This is a genomic window from Psychrobacter sp. UBA3962, from assembly GCF_002385225.1.
GTDB lineage: Bacteria > Pseudomonadota > Gammaproteobacteria > Pseudomonadales > Moraxellaceae > Psychrobacter.
Window position 1 is genome coordinate 1 of sequence record NZ_DGDC01000052.1, and the last position, 21,919, is coordinate 21,919.

A 21,919-nucleotide genomic window follows, 5' to 3' on the forward strand; every position below is an offset into this window, starting at 1 on the left:
TTTTTCGGGGTGATTACCCCAGTACTATATTAGGTTTAGATAAACTAAAACTTAGGTTACTTAAAGCTACTTGTGTTTTCAATTACTAGCTATTAGAATGCTGAAAATCTAATATTGTAATAACACATATTGTGAGGAGTTCACATGTTATACCGTAATCTTTTAATCTCAGGTCTTGTTGCTAGTGCTGTTGCTATCACTGGTTGTAGCAAGGAGACTGAAGAAGCTGCAGATGCAGGTAATGTAGAAGCTGCTGCTGAGAGCGCAGGTCAAGATACTATTGATAATGCTCAAACGGCGGGTGCTGTAGCTACCGGTGCTGTTGTTAATGCTGGCGAAGCCATTGCTGAGGGTGCAAATTCAGCCGTTGAAGGGACAGCAACAGCAGTATCAGAAGGCGCAACTGCTGTAGCTGAGGGTTCAAAAGATGTAGCAAACAATACTACAGATAATGTAGACCTACAAGTTAATCCAGAAGTTGTGGAAGCGGTTGATGAAGATCAACAGTACTAATTTATCTGCTTAAAGTCTGTATTTTTAAATACTATATTTTTTAAATAGTATGTTTTTTAAATACTATTACATTTAAGTGTAATAAAAGCTCTGATTTTATCAGGGCTTTTTTAATGGCTATGGGTTTATGAGAATCAAATAAACAGAACATAGCGTTAATGGAAGCAGGGCACAAGCTCAGTTAATGCTTGGGTATCTTTGCTATAATGAAGCTTGTTTTTTTATTAGAGAATTAAAATAACATTATGATAGGACTAATTGAAGGTAAGGTATGTCATTTGTCTGCTCCAGTGGCATGCATTATGACCGCTTCTGGGGTAGGTTACGAGATAGAATTGCCTCTACCAGACTTTTGTCAGCTGCAACTCGATGCTAGCGTGGCTGTATGGACTCATTTACATGTGCGTGAAGATGCCCAGTTGCTTTATGGATTCATAAAGTATCAAGAAAGAGATGTTTTTCGCCAGCTAATTCGTATTAATGGGGTGGGTGCAAAAATGGCGTTGGCTATGATGTCCACCATGTCTGCCCCTGAGTTAAAGCAGGCCGTTGAGACGGATAATGAAGTGGCACTAACGCGAGTACCCGGCATTGGTAAAAAGACGGCACAGCGACTACTTATCGAACTAAAAGGTAAGTTTGATAATATTGAAAGCAGTGGTGGATTATTTGAAGTGTTAGAGGGCACACCCCAATCTGCTGCAGGTAGTGAAGGAGTTATACTTGCTGAGGTTGAATCGGCACTTATTAGCCTAGGTTACCGAGATAAAGAGGCTCAAAAAGCGATTAAAGCGGCAAGAGAAACTGAAGCGGGTCAAAATATTGTTGATACTCAGTCGTTATTAAAACTAACGTTACAACAGCTCTCAAGCTTTTAATTACTAGCTTTTAATGTTTGAAAATAACCTAAGCATAAAAAGCCCTTAAAAATTTAAGGGCTTTTTCTTTATATAGGTAGTTACGCTTTTATTTGATTAGCTTAAAGTAGATTTAATCAGTCGAGTCAATCTTTCAATCAGCTGATCACTTTCCTCACGCTTTAGATTTAAAGGAGGTAATAAGCGGATAACATGACCTCCAGTAACGTTAATGATTAGTTTCTCATACTCACGCGCTCTATCCACTAAATCGCTGCAATCGGTAGACTCTGGCAATACAACGCCTATCATCATGCCATGTCCTCGAGTGGTAACGCCAAATTCTTTTAAGGCTTCCTTCAAAGACTGCTGGATGTAGTCGCCTTCAGTAGTGGCATTTTGCATAATATCGGTATTAGTTAAAATGTCATAAACGGTATATACCACGCGGCTGCCTAAAGGTGTGCCCCCGTAGGTAGAACCATGACTACCCACTTGGAATAAGTCACAAGCACGACCACGAACCATGCAAGCACCAATAGGGAAGCCGTTACCCAAACCTTTGGCGGTAGACAATACGTCAGGCTTAGCGTTACTGTGCTGATAAGCAAAATATTTGCCGGTACGACCATTACCCGTTTGAACTTCATCTAGCATAAATAACCAGTCTTGCTGATCACACAGGGCTTGTACTTGCTCCAAATACTCGAAGCCGTCTTTAGCGGTATTTAAGCCGCCTTCACCTTGAATAGGTTCTAGTAGCACTGCCGTAATCTCATCTTCATCTTGTGCGACTTGTTTTAAAGCTTCAATATCACCGAAAGGGACTCGGATAAAGTCTGAGTCTAAAGTATAAAAGCCTTCACGTGCCTTGGGGTTTGCAGTAGCGGTTACCGTCAATAGAGTACGACCATGGAATGATTTCTCCATGACGATAACTTTAGGTTTCTTAAAGCCTTTTTTATAGCCATATAGACGGGCCATCTTAAGTGCAGCCTCATTGGCTTCAGCGCCACTGTTGGCGAAGAAAACACTGTCCATGCCAGCTGCTTGACACAAAGCTTCAGCGGCTTTTTGTTGCCATTCGATTTGGAATAGGTTACTGGTATGGACTAAAGTGGCTGCCTGCTCCTGAATGGCTTTAGTAATCTCAGGATGGCAATGACCCAGACCACAAACTGCAATACCCGTTAATGCGTCTAAGTAAGCAGTATTGTCAGCAGTAAAAAGCCAGCTGCCTTCTCCTCGAGTGAAGCTTATGGGTTGAGGGCTATAGGTAGGCATAATATAGGAATGTGATGCTGACATGATGGGTCCTTAAACATTTAGCAGATAGGAGGGTAATAAGTATTGTAGCTGAATAAATACGATGTGTGCAGTATTTAAAACAGCCTCTTAAAGGCAAGCCAATAACTAATAATTTAGATCATCAGAAAAAGGCGACTCTTCGGCAGCAACACGATACTCTTCATTGGCCCAAGCGCCTAAATCAATAAGTTTGCATCGATCACTACAAAAAGGCTTATAAGGATTGTCTTGCCATGCAGTAAGTTTTTTGCATCTAGGGCAAGGGTAGGTTTTTGGACTTGAGGGGCTGCTGGAGTGGTCTGTAGAGTCGGTCATAGTTTAAAGTCTTTAGATTACAAGTAAGTTGTGAGTCACCAAATGGCTAAATTAGAATTATAACATGAGTATCAGAGGGCTTATACTGCTTCACAATCTATCTTAACATGCGATGTAAAGCTAATATTATGATCAAGGTGAACATGAAAATAACCGCTATAGTTCACCCTGATAAGGCTTTAGAAATGATAACATATATCACATTATCAATAATTCTCTAACTTGATTAAGTGTTTAAAACAATTATGTCAATTTCAAAACCTAACTCCTTATTGTCTACTGAGGCGCTAAGTCATAACAAAAGTCGCTGTTTTAAACCTGAGAAGCTAACCGCTCCAAGAGACTTTTCACTACCTGTATTCGTGACTCGCTCTCTTGAAGCCAGTAAAGAGACTGGTGGTAAGGTTAGCCTAGATGATGACAGCCGACCGCTAATAGTGGAGATTGGTGCTGGTAAAGGCATGCATGCTTGCTTATATGCCAAAAAGAATCCCGAACATGATTTAATCGCTATTGAAAGAACCCAAAACAAATTCACTGCTTTTAATAGCTTAGTACAATCTGTTAGCAATGAAGTGGTTAATCTAGATAATATCTTAGCAGTACATGCAGACGCTATTCCTTACTGTGTCTACGCGTTACCGGCACAAAGTGTGGATGTGTTTTATTTGCTATATCCCAACCCTGAACCCAAAAACCCCAATCAACAATGGTTGAATATGCCGTTTTTTGAGTTTTTATTATCCCGATTAAAACCTAGGGGCAGGGTGATATTGGCCAGTAATATCGAAGAGTATATAGATAATGCCTATCAGCAGGCGGTTGAGACTTGGTGTTTAGCGACCGAGAGAAGGCAAGTTCCCATAGATAGCAAGCGTACTCACTTTGAAATAAAGTATTTAGCTAGAGGTGAAACCTGCTGGGAGCTTGAAATGATAAAGCCCGAGGGTTACGTCACTCGCTTTGATGAGTGGAATTCTGAGGCATTACAATCAGTTTAAGAAGCCGTCAATTTAAATACCAGTTATTTGATTTTTATTGAAAATAATAATCGAAACGGAAACTGGCAGATTTAGTCAGATGGGGTTCATAAAAAAGGCTTGCTTGAACTTAGTCCAAGCAAGCCTTTAGTTATTGGCTCAATAAATCCTATAAACCCTTAGTTTTGAGGCGCTCGCATATTAAGTTTACATGTTAATAGGCACGAATTTACTCAGGGTGTCATAGGTGTTGGTTCTGGCATTCAATACCGTTAAGAAGGTATAGGCGCCAATAAATTTACGACTGATAAACATAAATTCTTTTGGAGGTAAGCTGAACTCGCGAGACTGCATAGCACTGGCTGAGCCTTCCATCAGTCTCTTATGTAAATTGCTATTGGCCCAGTGGTAATAGCCATGCTCATCTATCAAATCGCTAGACTTATTTTGCGGCAAACTAGGATTTCTAAAGGGTTCTGTCGCCAATAAGAAAACATCGGCCATATTGGCTTTTACCTCTAAGCTCATACTGTCGAAGAATTCATAGCCCTGCATGGCATCCATCATTTGCTGCTTATCATAATTAAAGCCTGACAACATAAGATTGCGGGCAATTTTTAATAAATCATCATCGAACTGACGCATGGCCCCGAAGTCTAATAAAATAAGCTTGTCTTTGCCATCTGGCTTATCTGCAGGCTCTGAGCGAATTAGATAGTTACCAAAATTGGGGTCAGTTTGCATCTCTCCCCAAACAAAGATTTCATTGAGCATGATATCGATAGCGGCTTTACCTAAAGCGTCTCGGCGACGTTGTGGTAAAGCTTTTAGGTTCGCATTGGTAACTGGAACCCCTTCTTCAAAGCTTAGACACAGTAGTCTTGGGGTAGAGTAGGCTTCATAAACTTTAGGAACCCCGTAACGCTCATCATCTTTTAGACGCTCATAAAAGCGCATAGTGGTTTGGGCTTCTGCAACATAGTCCACCTCGACCTTTAATAAATCGCTAATTTCATTAAACCATTCATCTAACGCTTTGGTTTGCGGTACTGCATTAGTCACTTTTAATAAATGTTTGAATAAGCTTAAGTCCGAGTCAATAGCATCCGCAACACCAGGGTATTGGACCTTAAGTACCACCTGTTGACCTGTGGCTTTAATGGTAGCTCGGTGTACTTGTGCTAAGGACGCTGTACCAATAGGAGTTGGTGAAACCTCTAACTCATCTAAACGGTTGCCAAGCTGTTGGCGTAGAGCCGACTCTACTACCGGCCATGACAAGCTTGCGGTACTGTCATTCAAGCGATGTAAGGCTGCAGTTATTTCAGGATGTAAGAAATGCTCACCGTATAAAGCCAGCATTTGACCAATCTTCACTACTGAACCTTTTAGCTTACCTAATTCATCTGCTAAATAAGCCGCTTGCTCCTTCATAAACTCTTGGTTGCGAGAAGCTCTTTCTTCTTTACTTAAAAAAAGACCGCTAAAGCTGTTACCTGCCCAACGTCTTCCTAAATTTAAAGAGGTTTTGGCCATAGAAAGGCGGCGATCTAAACGAGAAGTCTTAAGTTCACCCATCTCATTTGTTAAACGGCTTTTTGGTAAGTCTGTTTGTGGCGGTGTTGAAGAATGTGAATTTGACATGTTTTAACCATTTAGAAAACTAAAGCTGTGGCTATGTTGGCCTTTAAACAGCAATATAAGTAATTAGGGTTGGCACAAATATCCTGATAGTTATTAACTTATAATTATTTTAACCGTACCAATTAAGGCTACTTTTTTGTTGGCATGCTTTCTAGAGTAGCATTGTTACTGTTGTGACGCACTGACCTAAGAGTTTCAACAACCAACTTAGTAAAATAGCTAAGTATCTAATATGTCAATGGGGCTAAATACCCACAAAACAATGGTAATATTTAGCCCTATGATTTATATCACAATAAAGCCAATAAAGAGGGTGCTTTATTAGCCACGGTTAACTGCTCTATAACCAATGTCACGGCGATAATGTGCACCTTCAAACTGAATAGAAGCGGTAACCTTTAAAGCTTCACTCTGTGCTTCGGCAATGGTATCCCCTAAAGCTGTAACACAAAGCACACGGCCACCATTAGTGACAACATGTTCGCCATCGGCTTTAGTCCCGGCATGGAATACTTTAGTGGTTTCGCTGCTTTCTAGCTCTGGAAGACCAGTAATCACATCCCCTTTAGAAGACGTTTCAGGATAGCCTTTTGAAGCCAGTACAATACCTAAGGCCGCACGCTCATCCCACTCAGCAGATTCTGGTAATTCACCCGCAATTCCTTGTTGGACAAGTTTCACCAATGAGCTTTTTAGGCGCATTAAGATAGGCTGAGTTTCAGGGTCGCCAAAGCGGCAGTTAAATTCAATAACGTAAGGATCGTTTTTGTCATCAATCATTAGCCCTGCATACAAGAAACCGGTGTAGGGGTGACCTGCTTGCTTCATGGCATCAACCACAGGCTGGATAACTTGATCGATAACCTTTTGATGAACCTCTTGAGTCACAACAGGGGCTGGCGAGTAAGCGCCCATACCGCCAGTATTTGGTCCAGTATCACCTTCGCCGACGCGTTTGTGGTCTTGGCTGGTGGCCATAGGTAGGATATTTTCGCCATCAATCATACAGATAAAGCTGGCTTCTTCCCCTTGTAAAAACTGCTCAATTACCACACGGCTACCGGCATCCCCAAATTTATTATCACCAAGCATATCTTCAATAGCGCTGTGAGCTTGTTCGATGGTCTCTGCTACGATAACCCCTTTACCTGCCGCTAGGCCATCTGCTTTGACTACAATGGGTGCGCCATTTTCATTGATATAAGCTTTAGCAGCTTCTATGTCAGTAAAAGCCTCATATTTCGCAGTTGGGATATTATTGGCCTGCATAAACTCTTTGGCAAAAGTCTTAGAGCCTTCAAGCTGGGCACAATATTGAGTCGGGCCCCAAGTGGCGATATTTGCTTTTTTGCAGTCATCAACTAAGCCAGCTACTAAAGGAGCTTCTGGGCCTACGATGATAAGCTCAACTTTATTTTGTTGGCAAAAATCAATAACCGCTTGGTGATCTGTGGTATCAAGGTCAATATTTTCACATTTTGGTTCAAGAGCTGTACCAGCGTTGCCATTGGCCACATAGACTGTGGTGACATCGGCGTCTTTTGCACATTGCCAAGCCAGTGCATGTTCACGACCGCCAGAACCAATAATTAAAATATTCATATATATCCTTGTTAACTTAATGAGGTATGTTTATTAATGGGGAAATATTACACAATAGGCCGGCTGCTATTGGCGATATAAAAAGGCACAACATAATTTGGCCCATAGTATATGGGATAATTAGAATTCATTTTATCAAAATATAGCCATTAGGGGCAGGTTTGTTACCTTGCAAGTCTATTATTAGTAATAAACCCCTAAAATAGTGGGGTTTAATTTATTATTCACAGTTTTTATAAAGGAAAAGTCTTATGGCCAAGGTTTTAATATTGATTGGGGTGGTTTTGGTGGTGCTAGGCCTAATATGGAGTGCTTTTCCAGGAGCTTTTTCTTGGTTGGGCAAACTGCCTGGTGATATTCGTTATGAATCAGGTAATACTCGAGTGTATTTCCCAATCGTCACTATGATTGTGGTGAGTGTGGTGCTTAGTATCCTACTGAATATATTTCGACGTTAAGTGGCTAGTCGGATTTTTAGTCCGATTTTCGAGACCACTTAATGCCAAGAGTTTCTATGTCCAATTGATGGGGTTAATTGTACGAATTGAATTTAGATATTCTAGTTAAGCATGGCTTTTGTTTGGATAAATTGATGTTATAAACAGTGCAGTATGCTATATTATTGCGCTTTGTAATTTTCATTACAGTCGATTTAGACTGTGTTTGTTTCCTAAATTCAGTGTAACTTCAAAAGCTGTAAACCGTTATTCAAGATGACTGCCATGAGCGATATGATTGTTCTAGATCAAGTATACAAAAAATTCCAGACTCAAAAGGATGGTAAAACCCATTGGTTTACTGCTGTCGAACCGATTTCTCTGACTGTTAAGCAAGGAGAAATCTTTGGTCTGATGGGGTATTCTGGGGCAGGAAAATCAACCTTATTGCGCTTAATGAATTTGCTTGAACGTCCTGATGGCGGCACAGTTACTATAGATGGTGAAGTGCTGACTGATATGAATCCAAAACAGTTAAGGGTCGCTCGTCATAATGTCGGTATGATTTTTCAGCAGTTTAACTTGATGTCTAATAAAACTGTTTTTGAAAATGTAGCTTTTAACTTAAAAGTTGCAGGCTATGCCAAAGATAATATTTATGCCCGAGTCATGGAGTGTTTGGAGATCGTGAATTTAACCGATCGAGCCAATCATTATCCTGCTCAGCTTTCAGGCGGACAAAAGCAGCGGGTTGGTATTGCCCGTGCCATTGCTCCTAATCCAAAAGTACTACTGGCTGATGAGCCGACCAGTGCCCTTGACCCTTCGACTACCAGAGCATTGTTAAGCACCTTAAAAGAAGTGAATGAAAAGTTGGGTGTGACTATTGTCATCGTAACTCATGAAATGAGCGTTATTCGCCGTATTTGTAATCGTGCTGCATTATTGCATGAAGGTCATTTACTTGAAGTGGCTGATGTTGTTGATGGTCAAATTATAGCCACCACTGAAGTGGGTCGCGGCTTGGTTCAGGAGGATTAATAATGTTAGCAATGAGTTTTAACGATGCCACAGCCCGTCTTTGGGAGCTGCGTAATGAAATCTGGCAAGCGATGATTGATACCTTTGTGATGCTAGGTATATCGACCGTAGCGGCCATTATTATCGGCGGCTTGTTTGGGGTGTTTTTGTTCTTAACTAGTGATAAGCAGTTGCTGCAAAATAAGAGCTTTTATGCGCTTCTGGGCGGTATAACCAACTTTATGCGAGCCTTCCCCTTCGTTATCTTAATGATTGCGATGACTCCTTTTACCAAATCCTTAATCGGCACCAGTATTGGTCCCATTGCTGCATCGTTAGTATTGGCGCTGGCAGGCTCGTTTTATTTTGCTCGATTAGTTGAACAGAACCTGAGAGAAGTGCCACGCGGTATTGTTGAGGCTACCGAATCTATGGGAGCCACTCCTTTTACCATTATCAAAGTGTTATTGACCGAAGCCCGTTCAGGATTGGTGCTATCAGTAACCATACTATGTATTAGCTTGCTGTCATATTCAGCGGCAGCTGGTATGATTGGTGGCGGTGGTTTGGGCGACTTAGCCATTCGTTATGGCTACTATCGTTATCAAACCGAAGTTATGATCTTCATTGTGATTATGCTTTCAATTATGGTAATTGGTATTCAGGGTATTGGTAACTTATTAGCGGCCAAACTTGATAAGCGTTAATTGCAGATTTTTGACAGCAGCGCTGAACCTTTAGTGCCTTGTAGTACTTTAATTCTAATACCTTAATGAATTTTATTCATAAGTAGTGCCAAAAGTTTCATGTAGAAGCTTGCAGATATCGGTTAGAATGTAACCCATAAACTGCAGTAACAATTATTAATTCTGTAGTAACATTTTAACTTTAATGAGCCTTTATAAAATTATTTGTTAAAGGCCCCTTCTTATTTAAAGGATTGATCCATGAAAGTAGCTGAAATTCGTAAGCAAATTTTTGCCGCAGCCGCTATAGCTGGTATTTCAGGCCTAGCATTAGTAGGTTGTAATAACAGTGCTAACCAAGACGCAGCCAATGCTGATGCCGGTGCTGCTACTGAAGAGAAAAAAACCATTGTAATCGGTACCACTGAAGGTGACTTCGCTGATATGGTTCGCGATCAAGTTAAAGGCGAGCTTGAAGCACAAGGATATACGGTTAAGCTGACGACTTTCACAGATTATGTTCGTCCTAACTTAGCGCTAGCTGAAGGTGATTTGGATATCAACATCTTCCAACACAAGCCTTATTTAGATACTTTTAAAGCAGAAAATAACTTAGACCTTGTTGAAGTATTCCAAGTACCAACAGCACCACTAGGGGTGTACAGTGGTAAGAAGAAGTCTTTAGAAGAAGCTTATGACGGTATGAAAGTATCTGCGCCTAACGATCCGAGTAACTTCGCTCGTGCGTTAGTTATGATGGATGATTTGGGCTGGATTACCCTAAAAGACAACGTTGACCCCTTAACCGCTTCTAAGTCTGATATCGCTACTAACCCAAAAAATATTGATATTATTGAGTTAGAGGCAGCTCAGCTACCTCGTGCTCGCGATGATGTTGATTTTGCTATCATCAACGGTAACTACGCTACTGACTCTGGCATTAAGCTAACAGAAGCTTTATTCCAAGAAGCCAGCTTTGCCTATGTTAACTGGTCAGCGATTAAAGCGTCCGATAAAGATGCAAAATGGGTTAAAGATGTAACAGACGCTTATAATTCAGAAAGCTTTAAGGCTTATGCGCACGAATCTTTCCCAGGTTATAAATATCCAAAAATCTGGGGTGAAGGCCAAGAAGCAGAGGCTAAATAGTCTGCTGTAACTCACTTTAAGGGTGGTTATAGTGACCACCGTTAAAGGAGATAAAAAACCTGTTATCTGTAAGGCTTAGAGCCTGAAAGGTAGCAGGTTTTTTTATATTTGTGTTTTTATATTTTTTGGTACTGATAAAGCTTTTCTCGGCCTGCCAATCTGCAAATTAACATCGAGATATGAGCAGATCTTTGGTAAACTTAGGCTCTAACTTTGATTACTGATTTTAAAGATTTTATGTTTTCTTAATGGATAAGAAACCACACGAGCTCTATACATGGGTTCTATAATTGAAAAATGATATCTCTATGACCGCTGCCTATCACGCATCTTCTAATTCTTTAATCCCCAATAAAGGGGCAGATAGTGCTGTGCCTGCCTTATTAATTCAGCAGAGACACATATTGGGCATGATGGGGCTTGATATCTGGGTTCAGCGCGATAGAGCTACCACCTTGGTAGATTATGATACGGCAGTTAAGCAGCACAGGGATACTACTCATAACCAAAGCAGCGCTAATATTAGACTAGCAGTGGTCTCTGAGACGCCGGTAGCAGCTGTTAATGAAGAGCCTAACGCAAACGCAAAACCGGATAATACTTCGACAGCAGATAGCCCAGTTATAGACCAACCTACAGCTAACCAGGAGCAGCTAACTGCCAATCCGATACAAGCTTTAAAGAAAAAGTTCGTAGCCCCTGAAGAGCAGACTGCTAAGGCAAAGGTAAGCTTAGCTGATAGTTTAGAGCAAGTGGCTCCTTTTGAAATTTTGGGTGTAAGCTTTAAAGACTGGGTGTTAATAGCGGATGCTGAGGCATTGAAGCTACCGCAGCAGTTAACTCTTTGGGAAAATATCTTGAGTGCCTTATCGATAAGTCCTCAAGTGCTAAAATTCCCGATTTGTCCAGGTATTAGCGATAAAGAATCTGCGAATGCTAGTGTGGCAGGATTTGTATTTTGCTTGGCTAAAAGAAATGATGTAAAAGTTGGCGCTATAACTAATATGCCTAAGAGTTTGGAGCACCCACAGCTTACTATTTTGCCTTCTTTAGCTGATATGCTGCAAAATAGTGAATTAAAAAAACAGCTTTGGCAAACACTTAATCAACATTAAAGCTGTTCCTCTGTTGAATAAATACTGAGTCAGTTAACAGTGTTTATCACTTTGATAATTGTATTATACTTATGCAATTAACCTAAAATGCTATACCCCACCCACCTTATTTCGTTTTGTAGGAAAATTATGAACCAAGTAACTGCAGCCGCTAACTTAAATGATGAAGCTTCTCTCAATCGTAAACACAATTTTTGTGCTGGGCCAGCCTCTTTACCGACAGAGGTGTTGCTAAAAGCACAAGCTGAGATGTTGGATTGGAAAGGAAAAGGCGTCTCTATTATGGAGATGAGCCATCGTAGTGCTGATTATGTGAAAGTGGCGCAAGAAGCAGAGCAAAGCTTACGCCGTTTAATGAATATCCCTGATAATTACAAAGTACTGTTCTTACAAGGTGGGGCAACGCTTCAATTCTCTGCTATTCCGTTAAACCTATTGGGTAACGAGGAGAGTCAGGGTAAAGCAGATTATTTAACCACGGGCGCTTGGTCAGGCAAAGCTATTAAAGAGGCCAAACGCTACGCTCAGCTAGGACTGGGTGAAGTGAATGAAGTGGCGTCTAGTAAAGATTCAAACTTTACTACAGTTCCTAATCAAGATGAGTGGCAGCTAACTGAAGGGGTACAATATTTTCATTACTGTGCTAATGAAACCATTCACGGGGTACAAATTTTTCAGCCACCCCAAGTTGATGCGCCATTAATTGCGGATATGTCTTCTTGTATCTTGTCAGAACCTATTGATGTCTCAAAATTTGGGATGATTTATGCAGGGGCTCAAAAAAATATTGGTCCTGCAGGTTTGGTTATCGTGATTATCCGTGAAGATTTAATTGGTAAAGCTAGCGAGTGGTGCCCAGCCTTACTTGATTATGCCAATCAAGTGAACAAGGAATCTATGCTGAACACGCCAGCCACCTATTCTTGGTATTTAGCAGGGCTTGTGTTTGAGTGGTTAGAGCAACAAGGTGGCTTAGAGGCCATTGCAAAAATTAACCGTCAAAAAGCAGAATTATTATATAAAACCATCGATGACAGCGAGTTTTACATTAATAACGTAGACCCTCAGTATCGCTCAATTATGAACGTGCCTTTTACCTTAAAAGACAGTAGTTTAGATGGGCAGTTTTTAGCAGAAGCTGAACAAGCAGGCTTATTAAACCTAAAAGGGCATCGTGATGTAGGCGGTATGCGTGCAAGCATCTACAACGCTGTAAGCCTAGAGTCGGTGCAAGCTTTATGTGATTTTATGGTTGAATTTGCTAAAAAACAGGCTTAATTAAACTGGATTAAGTCACGCTTAGTCATCTCTAAAGTTACCATCTCTAAAGCTTTAGGATGGTTGCTTCTATACTAGGAATTAAACTTATTTAAGGAGGGAGTAAATGCAAATTAAGCTGTTTTCCAAAAAACAGAATGCTTGTTTTGCCTCGACCTTAATGAGTGCGATATTGCTTATTTTAGCGCCTAGTGCCTATGCTGATCCTATTACTGTGACAGCCATTGGCCACAATAGTGAGGCGCGTTATATTAATGCGCCTTATCTACCTTATGCCAACCCTAAAGCCCCAAAAGGCGGTACGTTATCGCTATCGGCACTGGGTACCTTTAACAGTGCCAACCCTTGGATGACCACAGGGGTGGCTATGAATGGTACCGACTATCTTTACGATACCTTACTATCAGGCTCATTAAATGAGTCTTTTGTTATGTATCCGCAGCTGGCTGAGAAAGTCACTTATGACCCTGATGATACCAGCTGGATTATTTATCATATCGATCCTAATGCTAAATTTTGGGATGGTAGCGCTGTCACTAGTTATGATGTCCAAGCTACTTATGATGCTTATTTGAACAAAGGGCTGATGCAAGTGCGCAGTTATTTGGCGGCTATCGATAAAGTGGAAGTCCTAGATAAGTACCGAGTAAAGTTTCATTTCAAATCTTCTGACAATAAAGAGGTTTTATTGACGGTTGGCCAGTTTCCAATCTTTAAAAAAGCTTCGGTTGAGAAGGATTTTGAAAAGTTATCGCTTACTCCTTTAATGGGCAGTGGTCCTTACAAGTTGCTTAACATTGAACAAGGGCGTAGTGTGACTTATAAGCGTGATCCTAACTATTGGGGCAGACAGCTTATGGTCAATAAAGGCCGATTTAACTTTGACTACATTAAATACCTGTACTACGGTAGTGATGAAATTGCATTAGAAGGATTTAAGGTAGGGCAGTATCACTTTCGCCAAGAAAGCTCTGCTAGGAAGTGGACAACCGCTTATGACTTTGGTGCTGCTAGAGCAGGGCTGATAAAAAAAGAAGCCATTGTTACCAAAAACCCTGTGATGATGCAGGCTTTGGTGATGAATCTTCGAAAAGACATCTTCTCCGATATACGTGTGCGTCAAGCGATGACCGATGCGTTTGACTTTGAGCTAATGAACAAGACTTTGTTCTATGATCAATACGAGCGTTTAGAAAGCTACTTTCATGGTTCAGAGTTGGCGGCTACCGGAGTACCAGATACAGAAGAATATGAGGTGTTAAAGCCTTTACTGCCAAAGCTTGAGCCTATTCAAAGGCAGGCCACTGTGGCGAAGTGGCAGCTTGCTAAGTCAGATGGCAAAGGCTACCATCGGCAAGCTTTATTAAATGCCCGACAAAAACTGCTACAAGCCGGTTTTTATTATCAAGATATGAAGCTATATCAAGCCAATGGCAAGCCAGCTAGTTTTGAGATCTTAATTACTGACGATAAAATGAGCCGAGTACTTCTGCCTTATGTGAGAAATTTAAAGAAGCTAGGCTTTACGGTCTCAATTCGCCAAGTGGATACCTCTCAGTATTTAGAGCGCTTAAGACGATTTGACTATGACATGATAGTGGCCGGTTTCCCGCAAAGCACTTCGCCTGGCTCTGAACAAAGCTATATGTGGGGTAGTGCTGCAGCTGATGAGCAAGGTAACCAAAATTACAGTGGTATTAAAAACGAAGCCATTGATACAGTCATAGACAAGCTCATTAAGGCTGAGAATAGAGAAGAGATTGTGCTTTATACTAAGGTGTTGGATCGCTTATTGCGGGCTGGCTATTATATGGTTCCTATGTATGGAACTACCAATACCCGAGTGGTCTATTGGGACAAGTATCGTCACCATAAAACGTTGCCAGACAATGCTATAGGCATTGACTACTGGTGGGTAGATAAATCTGCAGAATCCATTGTTAATAAATATTTAAAACGATAATTTAAAGTATTAGCTAAGATACTTTGACATAAGAAGACACGACTTAGTCATATTAAAGAATAAATACACTTTAAATAATAGGAAGTTTCATGAGCTTAATTATTACGCCTATACCCGCCTTTAATGATAACTATATATGGGCGCTAGTAAATGATAAGAATAAGCAAGCCATCGTCATTGATCCAGGCCAGGCGGCCCCTGTTGCTGACTATTTACAGCAATACCAACTTGAGTTGACCGCCATTTGGGTTACTCATCATCACGATGATCATATTGGTGGTATAGCAGAGCTACGTGAGATGTACCCTATGACGCATGTGGTAGCAGGATCTGATCATGGAGTGAGTCCAGACCAGATTGTCAAAGAAGGCAGCTCAGTAAGTGCTTGGGGGTACACAGCTCAAGTATGGGCAGTACCTGGGCATACCGCCTCGCATTTGGCTTATGTATTGACCCATGAAGATGAGAAGCAAGTATTCTGTGGCGATACCTTATTTAGTGCAGGCTGTGGTCGGGTCTTTACCGGTACTATTGAGCAATTATATGAAAGCTTTAAGCGGTTAAATAAATTGCCTAAAAATACTTTATTTTATCCAGCCCATGAATATACCGCCTCAAACTTAAGATTTGGCTTATCCATTGAGCCAGACAACCCAGTTATGCAACAAACTTTACAGCAAGTTGAGGCCCTTAATGAAGAGGGTAAGCCGTCGTTACCAGTGACCTTAGAGCATGAAAGACAGGTTAACGTATTCTTGCGTAGTGAAGAGCTGACGGTTATTGATGGGGTGCAAAGACAGGTGGAGCTTGTAGACACAAAGCCATTAACCGTGTTTAGTGCTTTAAGAGCCCTAAAAGATAACTTCTAACTCAACGGATTAGATTGGAACTATCATGATAAGCAGTAATAAATAAGGATAGAGTCATGGGTCGTTATATTTTAAAACGCTTATTGCTTATCATACCCACCTTATTCCTCATTCTTTTAACCAATTTTATATTGGTTCAAGCAGCACCAGGTGGCCCAGTTGAGCAGCAAATAGCCCAAATTGAGCTGGCCCAAAATAAGGGAGAAACCACTGGAGCTGCAATGGGAGGGGGCAGCATTCTTTCAGATGGGGCCTATAGAGGCTCAAGAGGACTGTCTGAGGAAATGGTAGAGGCCATTAAGGCACAATATGGCTTTGATAAGCCGGCCCCTGAACGCTTTTGGATTATGCTAAAGAACTATGCCGTGCTTGATTTTGGCACGTCATTCTTTAAGGGTAAGCCAGTTACCGAGCTAATCGTAGAAAAATTACCGGTCTCTATTTCTCTTGGTCTTTGGAGCACCCTGCTTATCTATCTTATCGCCATACCTTTGGGTATCTATAAAGCGATGCACCACGGCTCAGGGATTGATAAATTTACCGCGGTTATGTTAGCGGTTGGTCATGCCATTCCTATATTTGTGTTTGGTGTTATTTTATTGGTGCTATTTGCAGGGGGGAGTTACTGGCAGATTTTTCCCTTGCAGGGACTGGTTTCAGAGAATTTTGATCAGTTAAGTCCTCTGGCCAAAATTAAAGACTATTTTTGGCATTTGGCATTACCGCTGACGGCAAGCACCATTGGTGGCTTTGCAGCCCTTACTTATTTAACAAAATTTAGTTTCATCGAAGAGTTATCCAAACAATATGTGCTGACTGCACGGGCCAAGGGTTTAAGTAACCGCCAGGTGCTGTATGGTCATGTCTTTAGAAATGCGATGCTTATTGTTATTGCGGGTATTCCTGCCGCCATTGTCAGTATATTTTTTACTGGAAATTTCTTAATCGAGATTATATTTAAGCTTGATGGCTTAGGCTTACTTGGCTTTGAGGCCATTGTACAGCGAGACTATCCAGTGATATTTGGTACCTTATTCATCTTCACCTTGGTGGGTCTGTTATTACAGCTTATTAGTGACATAAGCTATCATCTCATTGACCCACGTATTGACTTCGAGGGACGCTAAGATGAGTAAAGATAACCCTTTGCTTAATCCAATATGGCAGGCAAGACTCAATCGTTTTAAACAAAATAGACTCGGAGTGGTGGCTCTGCTGTTATTTTGTCTCATCTCTTTAGTCTGTTTGGGCGCTAATTTCGTCGCCAATGACAAGCCTTTATTGGTTAAATATGAGGACGATTTATATTTCCCAGTAGTTAAGGCTTATCCAGAAACCGCATTTGGCGGAGTATTTGAGACAGAAGCGGACTATAAAGATCCAGCAGTAAAACAGCTAATTGAACAAAAAGGCTTTATGATCATGCCACTCATTGAGTTTGCGGATCAGACGGCCAGTGTTGAGCTAGAGAAACCTTATCCGGCACCGCCTAATGCCAATAATTGGTTAGGAACTGATGATACGGGTAGGGATGTATTGGCTCGAATTCTATATGGAATGCGGATCTCTTTAATTTTTGGCTTGGCTTTGACCTTAGCGGGATCATTAATAGGGATTATCATTGGTGCGGTGCAAGGCTATTATGGCGGATGGCCGGATCTGATTGGCCAACGCTTTATGGAGGTGTGGGCAGGGTTACCTCAGCTGTTTATGATCATTATTTTGGTCAGCTTATTTAACCCCAGTGTTTGGGTACTATTTGCTTTAATGCTGCTATTTGGTTGGATGAGTTTGGTAGGCTTAGTTCGTGCAGAGTTTTTAAGGGCACGTAATTTTGATTATGTTAGAGCAGCCCGCAATTTAGGGGCCTCTGATAGCCAAATTATGCTGCGTCATATTCTTCCAAATGCTTTGGCTTCAAGTCTGTCTCAGCTGCCTTTTATATTAACTGCCAATATTGTGGCCTTAACCTCACTGGACTTCTTGGGCTATGGATTGCCGCCAGGCTCTCCTTCGTTAGGGGAGCTAATGAACCAAGGTAAAGATAATCTAGATGCTCCATGGTTGGCTTTATCTGCCTTTTTTAGCTTAACCGTCGTGTTGTCATTACTGATATTCGTGGGAGAAGCGCTAAGAGATGCCTTTGATCCAAGACGCTAGCTTGTAGTTATAACTTTTCGAGAAATACCGCATAATAAAAAAGGTTCTTACTTAATAAGAACCTTTTTTGTAGACGGGTCTAGAGCTTGCCTAATAGCTTACTGACAACGGAAGCTGATATTATACTCATAGTCGTCATCGCGTGATAAGTTGGGTTTACCTGTGCCTAGCACTACGCCTGCAATTGCGCCTGCTTGATCAATCATGCGACCTGTTCTTTGGTCAAACAAGCCATTGTATTTGACTTCATCTTTGACAATGACTGCCTGACGCATACCGCAAGTCTTTTTGGCACTAGCCAAAGCATTTTCTTGAGCCTGAACTTTAGTTTTGCCAACACCTGTGGTTTCAAAGGTAGAGTCTGCGCGCTGAATAACAGGGGCAGTGGGGGTAGATTGACAAGCGCTTAAGCCAATTGCAGCCGATGCAAGGAAGCCTAAAGTGGTGAGTTTTGTCATTTTTTGCCAAGCTAGTGTGGTCATAAGAGGCCTCAAAATAATTAAAAGGAATTATAAACTAAGGGAAGCTAAGTAAATAAATATAAGTAACAAGCAAAGCTAAATCCAGGGTCTAAAATTAGGACCATCAAATAATAAGCAATACAGTTGTCATGGTAGTATAGGAGAGTATACTTTCGCAATTATTGAGCGTTCATTGTTTAGTGTAGAGCTTATTGCTTCTGTATTACAACTACAATAATATCAGCTAGCACTTATTATAGACTAACTAGCATTTATTAGAGGCTAAGTAAAGCATAAGTTGGCTTAGGCCTCCTATGCATTGTCTGCTACATTAACACAGCCTTACCCACTTATAAGGTGGTTTTTGCTATCATGGGGTCACTTGGGATATATAACCCTTGCTATAATTTTGGCAATAACTAATAAACACTATATAAAAGATAAAGATTTTGACTATGAAAACCAAAACTGAAGAGTTTTTGATTGATGGACCTGCAGGAAAACTTGAAGTAGAAGCGCTATGGCAGAATGAGGATCCTAGGGACCCTAACACCAAAAAAGTGGCTTTATTATGTCATCCTAACCCTTTATTTGATGGTACTATGAAGAATAAAGTGGTGACCACCATGTTTAACTTTGCCCGTGATGAGGGTATGCATGTGGTGCGTTTTAACTTTCGTGGGGCAGGCAAGTCGACCGGTGAGCACGATTATGCGGTAGGTGAAATTGAAGATGCTATGACAGTATTACAGTGGATTAGCGATCACACCTCAGCAAATCAGCTATGGCTAGGAGGGTTTTCCTTTGGCGGTTATATTACTGCGAGGGTTGCTGAGCAGTTATTAGTTACGCCCCATATTTGGGGGTTGACTGAGATGGAGCTAACAAAGGTAGTATTAATGGCGCCTTCTGTTGAAAACAATGATGCTTCGGATGTTATGTTGCCGACCCAAAAAACCATTCAAATCTATGGCGATGCCGATACCGTGATTAAGCCTGAGCTTATGAAAAAATTTGCTGAAGACAAACAAATCGCCAGTTATGTGCTTGAAGGTGCAGGCCACTTCTTTCATGGTCGTTTAACTGAAATTAGAACTTTATTAGAGCAACACGCAGTATAAGCCATAAGTATGCCAGCGAGATGGAAAACGCTTGAGTGGCTAAAATTAGTTTTTTATTCCTTGATGAGATAAGAGCGATAGTTGAAATATGAATATGACCCCATTACAAAGGTACCAAGCTGCGATAGCTACTGATGAGTTTAATCATGATCCTATTCAGGAACAGGCGATGACCTATCTTGATGGGGTTTATCATCAACTGATAGAGAACTCCAAAGAGAAAAAAAGTTTTTTTGGCCTGTTTAAATCGCAACCTGTTCCGCCCAAAGGGCTTTACATGTGGGGCGGTGTAGGTCGAGGCAAAACTTGGATGATGGATATGTTCTTTGAGTCTGTGCCCCTACAGCGCAAAATGCGGATGCATTTCCATCACTTTATGCAGCGGGTTCACAAAGAGCTAAATAAACTTCAAGGCAGTAGTGACCCCTTAGAGAAAGTGGCAGATATCATCCATGATGAGGCGGTACTAATTTGCTTCGATGAATTCTTTGTTTCCAACGTCTCCGATGCCATGATCTTAGGGGATTTATTTACTATGCTGTTTAAGCGTGGTATTACCTTAGTTGCCACCTCAAATATTGAGCCATCCGGTTTATATAAAGATGGACTGCATAGAGATCGCTTCATGCCAGCGGTAGCGGAGCTTGAGAAGCACACCACTGTAATGAATATCGACTCAGGTATTGATTACCGCTTACGCTTACTGCAGCAAGCTGAGCTATATAAATACCCGTTAACCAAAGAAAATAGTCACTGGTTGGCCAACCGTTTTGTGTCATTGGCCAATAATCAAAAGATATCAAAAGAGCCCATTATTATTAATGGGCGTGAAATTAAGATTAACGCTCGCACCAAGACCGTCTTGTATTGTGATTTCAGACAGCTGTGTATGGAGCCAAGATCTGCCAATGATTTTATTGAGATCTCCAATAACTTTACTACAGTATTAGTAGATAACGTTCCTGAGCTAACGGATGTGCTGCGAGATCCTACGCGTCGTTTCATTTACTTAGTAGATGAGTTTTATGATCGCCGTGTGAAACTACTAATTAGAGCAGAGCAGTCTATCTTGGAATTATATCAAGGTGAAAAGCTGGCCTTTGAAATTGAACGGACCCGCTCACGTCTGCTTGAAATGCAGTCGGAAGATTATTTAAAGCTTGAGCATCGTTTAGATGTAGATAGCTCACAAGCCACATTGGACGATGATGAGTTGGTTGGCTAGTTAGCGATTGAAATCTGGTTTAGTTAATATCAGCTTTTTAAAGGCTTAAATATAAAAAACTATAAAGGCTTATAAATAGAGGGTTATTAATTCTCTGTTTATAAGCCTTTTTTTAGTTTTTAAAATTATTAGGTTTCAAATGCAGATGACAGCTGAGCTAGGCATTAATGAACAATGGTATTAAAGGCCACGCTCACTGACTTACGTGGCGGAATATACTTAATGTCCCAGCGCAGAGATTTATATTCAGAATAAGGTACTTCTACCAGCTTCCCATCAACCATACGCATTAAGGGTAGGTCACGGTAATTGTAGTTATCAAGCGAAGCTTGGGCGCTAGGAGGATAAGCCTCTCCAGTAAATTCTGTATTGGCTGGAATAGGGAGGGTTACCGTGGTGTTTTGAATCGCAGTATTTAAAGTATTGCTATAGGTAGCTTTATACTGGATTAGAGTACCAATTTTGGCTGTATTTACAGGGATATATACCTTTTCGCCCTGATTATTAGTCACGACTTTGCTAGCACTAAGCCTCATTTTCAGAGCGTCATTGGCTTGGGCGGGGGCTGCTGTCAGGGCAAGTAAAATACCAGATAAGACAGCCGCAAGATAAACATTACTGTACTTCAAAAAAGACTTGGATAATATAGGCTTCCAAAAACGAGAAGGCTTGCTATAAAACACGGCTCCTGAAATAACTGCGATCAAGATGAACTCCTTTATGAGACTATGCCACTTAGGGTGGTAGCGAGTCTCTTATGCTTTAGTTGTTATAGTTAATATCAACACAAACCATTTATAACTATAAAAAACTTTAATTTAAGTCTTTAGACGATGATCTCAAATTTACGATTTGAGCATCGATCAATTGGAAAAAAGTGTTAAAAATAAAAGTGCTAAAGCTGGGTAAAAATCTCACCCAATTGCTTATTTAATTAATAAGCCAAAATAGAAAAGAGTTAATGCCTTATCTATAATTTTATTACAATTGTTAAGTTAAAGCGAGATGTATTCATCGCCATAGCCTACTTATTTAACCCAGTTATAGCAATATTTTAAGTCAGCTAATAGATAAGCCCTGATTATCTCAAAAATGTATAATAATTATTTATTTAATAAATACAGTTACAAAAACCATTTAGTTTAAGGGATAGGTAAGCTCGCTAAATACGTTTATACTAATGGGCGATACAAGTGTTTACTCGAACTAATAAGAA

21 protein-coding genes are annotated in these 21,919 nt (G+C 40.8%); 15 read left to right on the forward strand and 6 right to left on the reverse strand.

Annotated features, from left to right (window positions below):
• Nucleotides 1-144 precede the first annotated feature (144 nt).
• Together B3S92_RS11810 and ruvA are read left to right on the forward strand one after the other, a co-directional pair.
• Nucleotides 145-513 (forward strand): hypothetical protein, encoded by a 369-nt coding sequence (locus B3S92_RS11810; protein WP_296206400.1) that lies wholly within the window; start codon nt 145-147, stop codon nt 511-513.
• 245 nt (nt 514-758) lie between these two features.
• Entirely contained in the window at nt 759-1,391 is a 633-nt protein-coding gene (gene ruvA, locus B3S92_RS11815) for a Holliday junction branch migration protein RuvA (protein ID WP_296206402.1), read from the forward strand.
• Nucleotides 1,392-1,487: 96 nt separating this feature from the next.
• On the opposite strand, the gene B3S92_RS11820 is transcribed toward ruvA, so the two are convergent.
• Complete coding sequence (locus tag B3S92_RS11820; protein ID WP_296206405.1) at nt 1,488-2,678, reverse strand: aspartate aminotransferase family protein; 1,191 nt, start codon at nt 2,676-2,678, stop codon at nt 1,488-1,490.
• A 105-nt stretch (nt 2,679-2,783) separates the two neighbouring features.
• Nucleotides 2,784-2,993, reverse strand: a complete 210-nt coding sequence (locus tag B3S92_RS11825) for a DNA gyrase inhibitor YacG (protein ID WP_296206407.1) — start codon at nt 2,991-2,993, stop codon at nt 2,784-2,786.
• A 245-nt stretch (nt 2,994-3,238) separates the two neighbouring features.
• Between B3S92_RS11825 and B3S92_RS11830 the strand changes: the two genes are divergently transcribed.
• Nucleotides 3,239-3,994 carry a methyltransferase gene (locus B3S92_RS11830; protein ID WP_296206409.1) on the forward strand — a complete coding sequence of 252 codons (756 nt, stop codon included), beginning with the start codon at nt 3,239-3,241 and terminating at the stop codon, nt 3,992-3,994.
• 186 nt (nt 3,995-4,180) lie between these two features.
• On the opposite strand, the gene B3S92_RS11835 is transcribed toward B3S92_RS11830, so the two are convergent.
• Together B3S92_RS11835 and purD are read right to left on the reverse strand one after the other, a co-directional pair.
• On the reverse strand, nt 4,181-5,617 hold the full coding sequence (locus B3S92_RS11835; protein ID WP_296206411.1) for an ABC1 kinase family protein: 1,437 nt from the start codon (nt 5,615-5,617) through the stop codon (nt 4,181-4,183).
• 321 nt (nt 5,618-5,938) lie between these two features.
• Nucleotides 5,939-7,219: a phosphoribosylamine--glycine ligase gene (gene purD / locus B3S92_RS11840; RefSeq protein ID WP_296206414.1), complete on the reverse strand. Its 1,281-nt coding sequence runs from the start codon at nt 7,217-7,219 to the stop codon at nt 5,939-5,941.
• A gap of 251 nt (nt 7,220-7,470) precedes the next feature.
• Between purD and B3S92_RS11845 the strand changes: the two genes are divergently transcribed.
• From B3S92_RS11845 to B3S92_RS11890, 10 genes are all read left to right on the forward strand, one after another.
• Nucleotides 7,471-7,677, forward strand: a complete 207-nt coding sequence (locus B3S92_RS11845; RefSeq protein WP_077451747.1) for a DUF2905 domain-containing protein — start codon at nt 7,471-7,473, stop codon at nt 7,675-7,677.
• Between the two features lie 264 nt (nt 7,678-7,941).
• Complete coding sequence (locus B3S92_RS11850) at nt 7,942-8,697, forward strand: methionine ABC transporter ATP-binding protein (RefSeq protein WP_208608074.1); 756 nt, start codon at nt 7,942-7,944, stop codon at nt 8,695-8,697.
• A 2-nt stretch (nt 8,698-8,699) separates the two neighbouring features.
• Nucleotides 8,700-9,383, forward strand: a complete 684-nt coding sequence (locus B3S92_RS11855; RefSeq protein WP_077451749.1) for a methionine ABC transporter permease — start codon at nt 8,700-8,702, stop codon at nt 9,381-9,383.
• 240 nt (nt 9,384-9,623) lie between these two features.
• Nucleotides 9,624-10,511 (forward strand): MetQ/NlpA family ABC transporter substrate-binding protein, encoded by an 888-nt coding sequence (locus tag B3S92_RS11860; RefSeq protein ID WP_296206421.1) that lies wholly within the window; start codon nt 9,624-9,626, stop codon nt 10,509-10,511.
• Between the two features lie 308 nt (nt 10,512-10,819).
• On the forward strand, nt 10,820-11,626 hold the full coding sequence (locus tag B3S92_RS11865; protein ID WP_296206424.1) for a hypothetical protein: 807 nt from the start codon (nt 10,820-10,822) through the stop codon (nt 11,624-11,626).
• Nucleotides 11,627-11,755: 129 nt separating this feature from the next.
• Complete coding sequence (gene serC, locus B3S92_RS11870) at nt 11,756-12,904, forward strand: 3-phosphoserine/phosphohydroxythreonine transaminase (RefSeq protein ID WP_296206429.1); 1,149 nt, start codon at nt 11,756-11,758, stop codon at nt 12,902-12,904.
• 106 nt (nt 12,905-13,010) lie between these two features.
• Nucleotides 13,011-14,867: an extracellular solute-binding protein gene (locus B3S92_RS11875; protein ID WP_296206431.1), complete on the forward strand. Its 1,857-nt coding sequence runs from the start codon at nt 13,011-13,013 to the stop codon at nt 14,865-14,867.
• 89 nt (nt 14,868-14,956) lie between these two features.
• Nucleotides 14,957-15,736 carry a hydroxyacylglutathione hydrolase gene (gloB, locus tag B3S92_RS11880; RefSeq protein WP_296206433.1) on the forward strand — a complete coding sequence of 260 codons (780 nt, stop codon included), beginning with the start codon at nt 14,957-14,959 and terminating at the stop codon, nt 15,734-15,736.
• A gap of 56 nt (nt 15,737-15,792) precedes the next feature.
• The gene (locus tag B3S92_RS11885; protein ID WP_296206436.1) at nt 15,793-16,863 is read left to right on the forward strand and encodes a microcin C ABC transporter permease YejB; all 1,071 of its coding nucleotides are present in this window, start codon (nt 15,793-15,795) and stop codon (nt 16,861-16,863) included.
• A 1-nt stretch (nt 16,864) separates the two neighbouring features.
• Nucleotides 16,865-17,896: an ABC transporter permease gene (locus B3S92_RS11890; protein WP_296206438.1), complete on the forward strand. Its 1,032-nt coding sequence runs from the start codon at nt 16,865-16,867 to the stop codon at nt 17,894-17,896.
• A 98-nt stretch (nt 17,897-17,994) separates the two neighbouring features.
• Here the strand turns inward: B3S92_RS11890 and B3S92_RS11895 are convergent, their stop codons facing one another.
• Nucleotides 17,995-18,378 carry a hypothetical protein gene (locus tag B3S92_RS11895; RefSeq protein WP_296206440.1) on the reverse strand — a complete coding sequence of 128 codons (384 nt, stop codon included), beginning with the start codon at nt 18,376-18,378 and terminating at the stop codon, nt 17,995-17,997.
• A gap of 434 nt (nt 18,379-18,812) precedes the next feature.
• On the opposite strand from B3S92_RS11895, the gene B3S92_RS11900 reads away from it, so the two are divergent.
• Together B3S92_RS11900 and zapE are read left to right on the forward strand one after the other, a co-directional pair.
• Nucleotides 18,813-19,478, forward strand: coding sequence for an alpha/beta hydrolase (locus B3S92_RS11900; protein WP_296206444.1), 666 nt, complete (start codon nt 18,813-18,815; stop codon nt 19,476-19,478).
• 88 nt (nt 19,479-19,566) lie between these two features.
• Entirely contained in the window at nt 19,567-20,703 is a 1,137-nt protein-coding gene (zapE, locus tag B3S92_RS11905) for a cell division protein ZapE (protein ID WP_296206446.1), read from the forward strand.
• Between the two features lie 164 nt (nt 20,704-20,867).
• Here zapE and B3S92_RS11910 read toward each other — a convergent pair whose 3' ends face one another.
• Nucleotides 20,868-21,410, reverse strand: a complete 543-nt coding sequence (locus tag B3S92_RS11910) for a hypothetical protein (RefSeq protein ID WP_296206447.1) — start codon at nt 21,408-21,410, stop codon at nt 20,868-20,870.
• Nucleotides 21,411-21,919 lie beyond the last annotated feature (509 nt).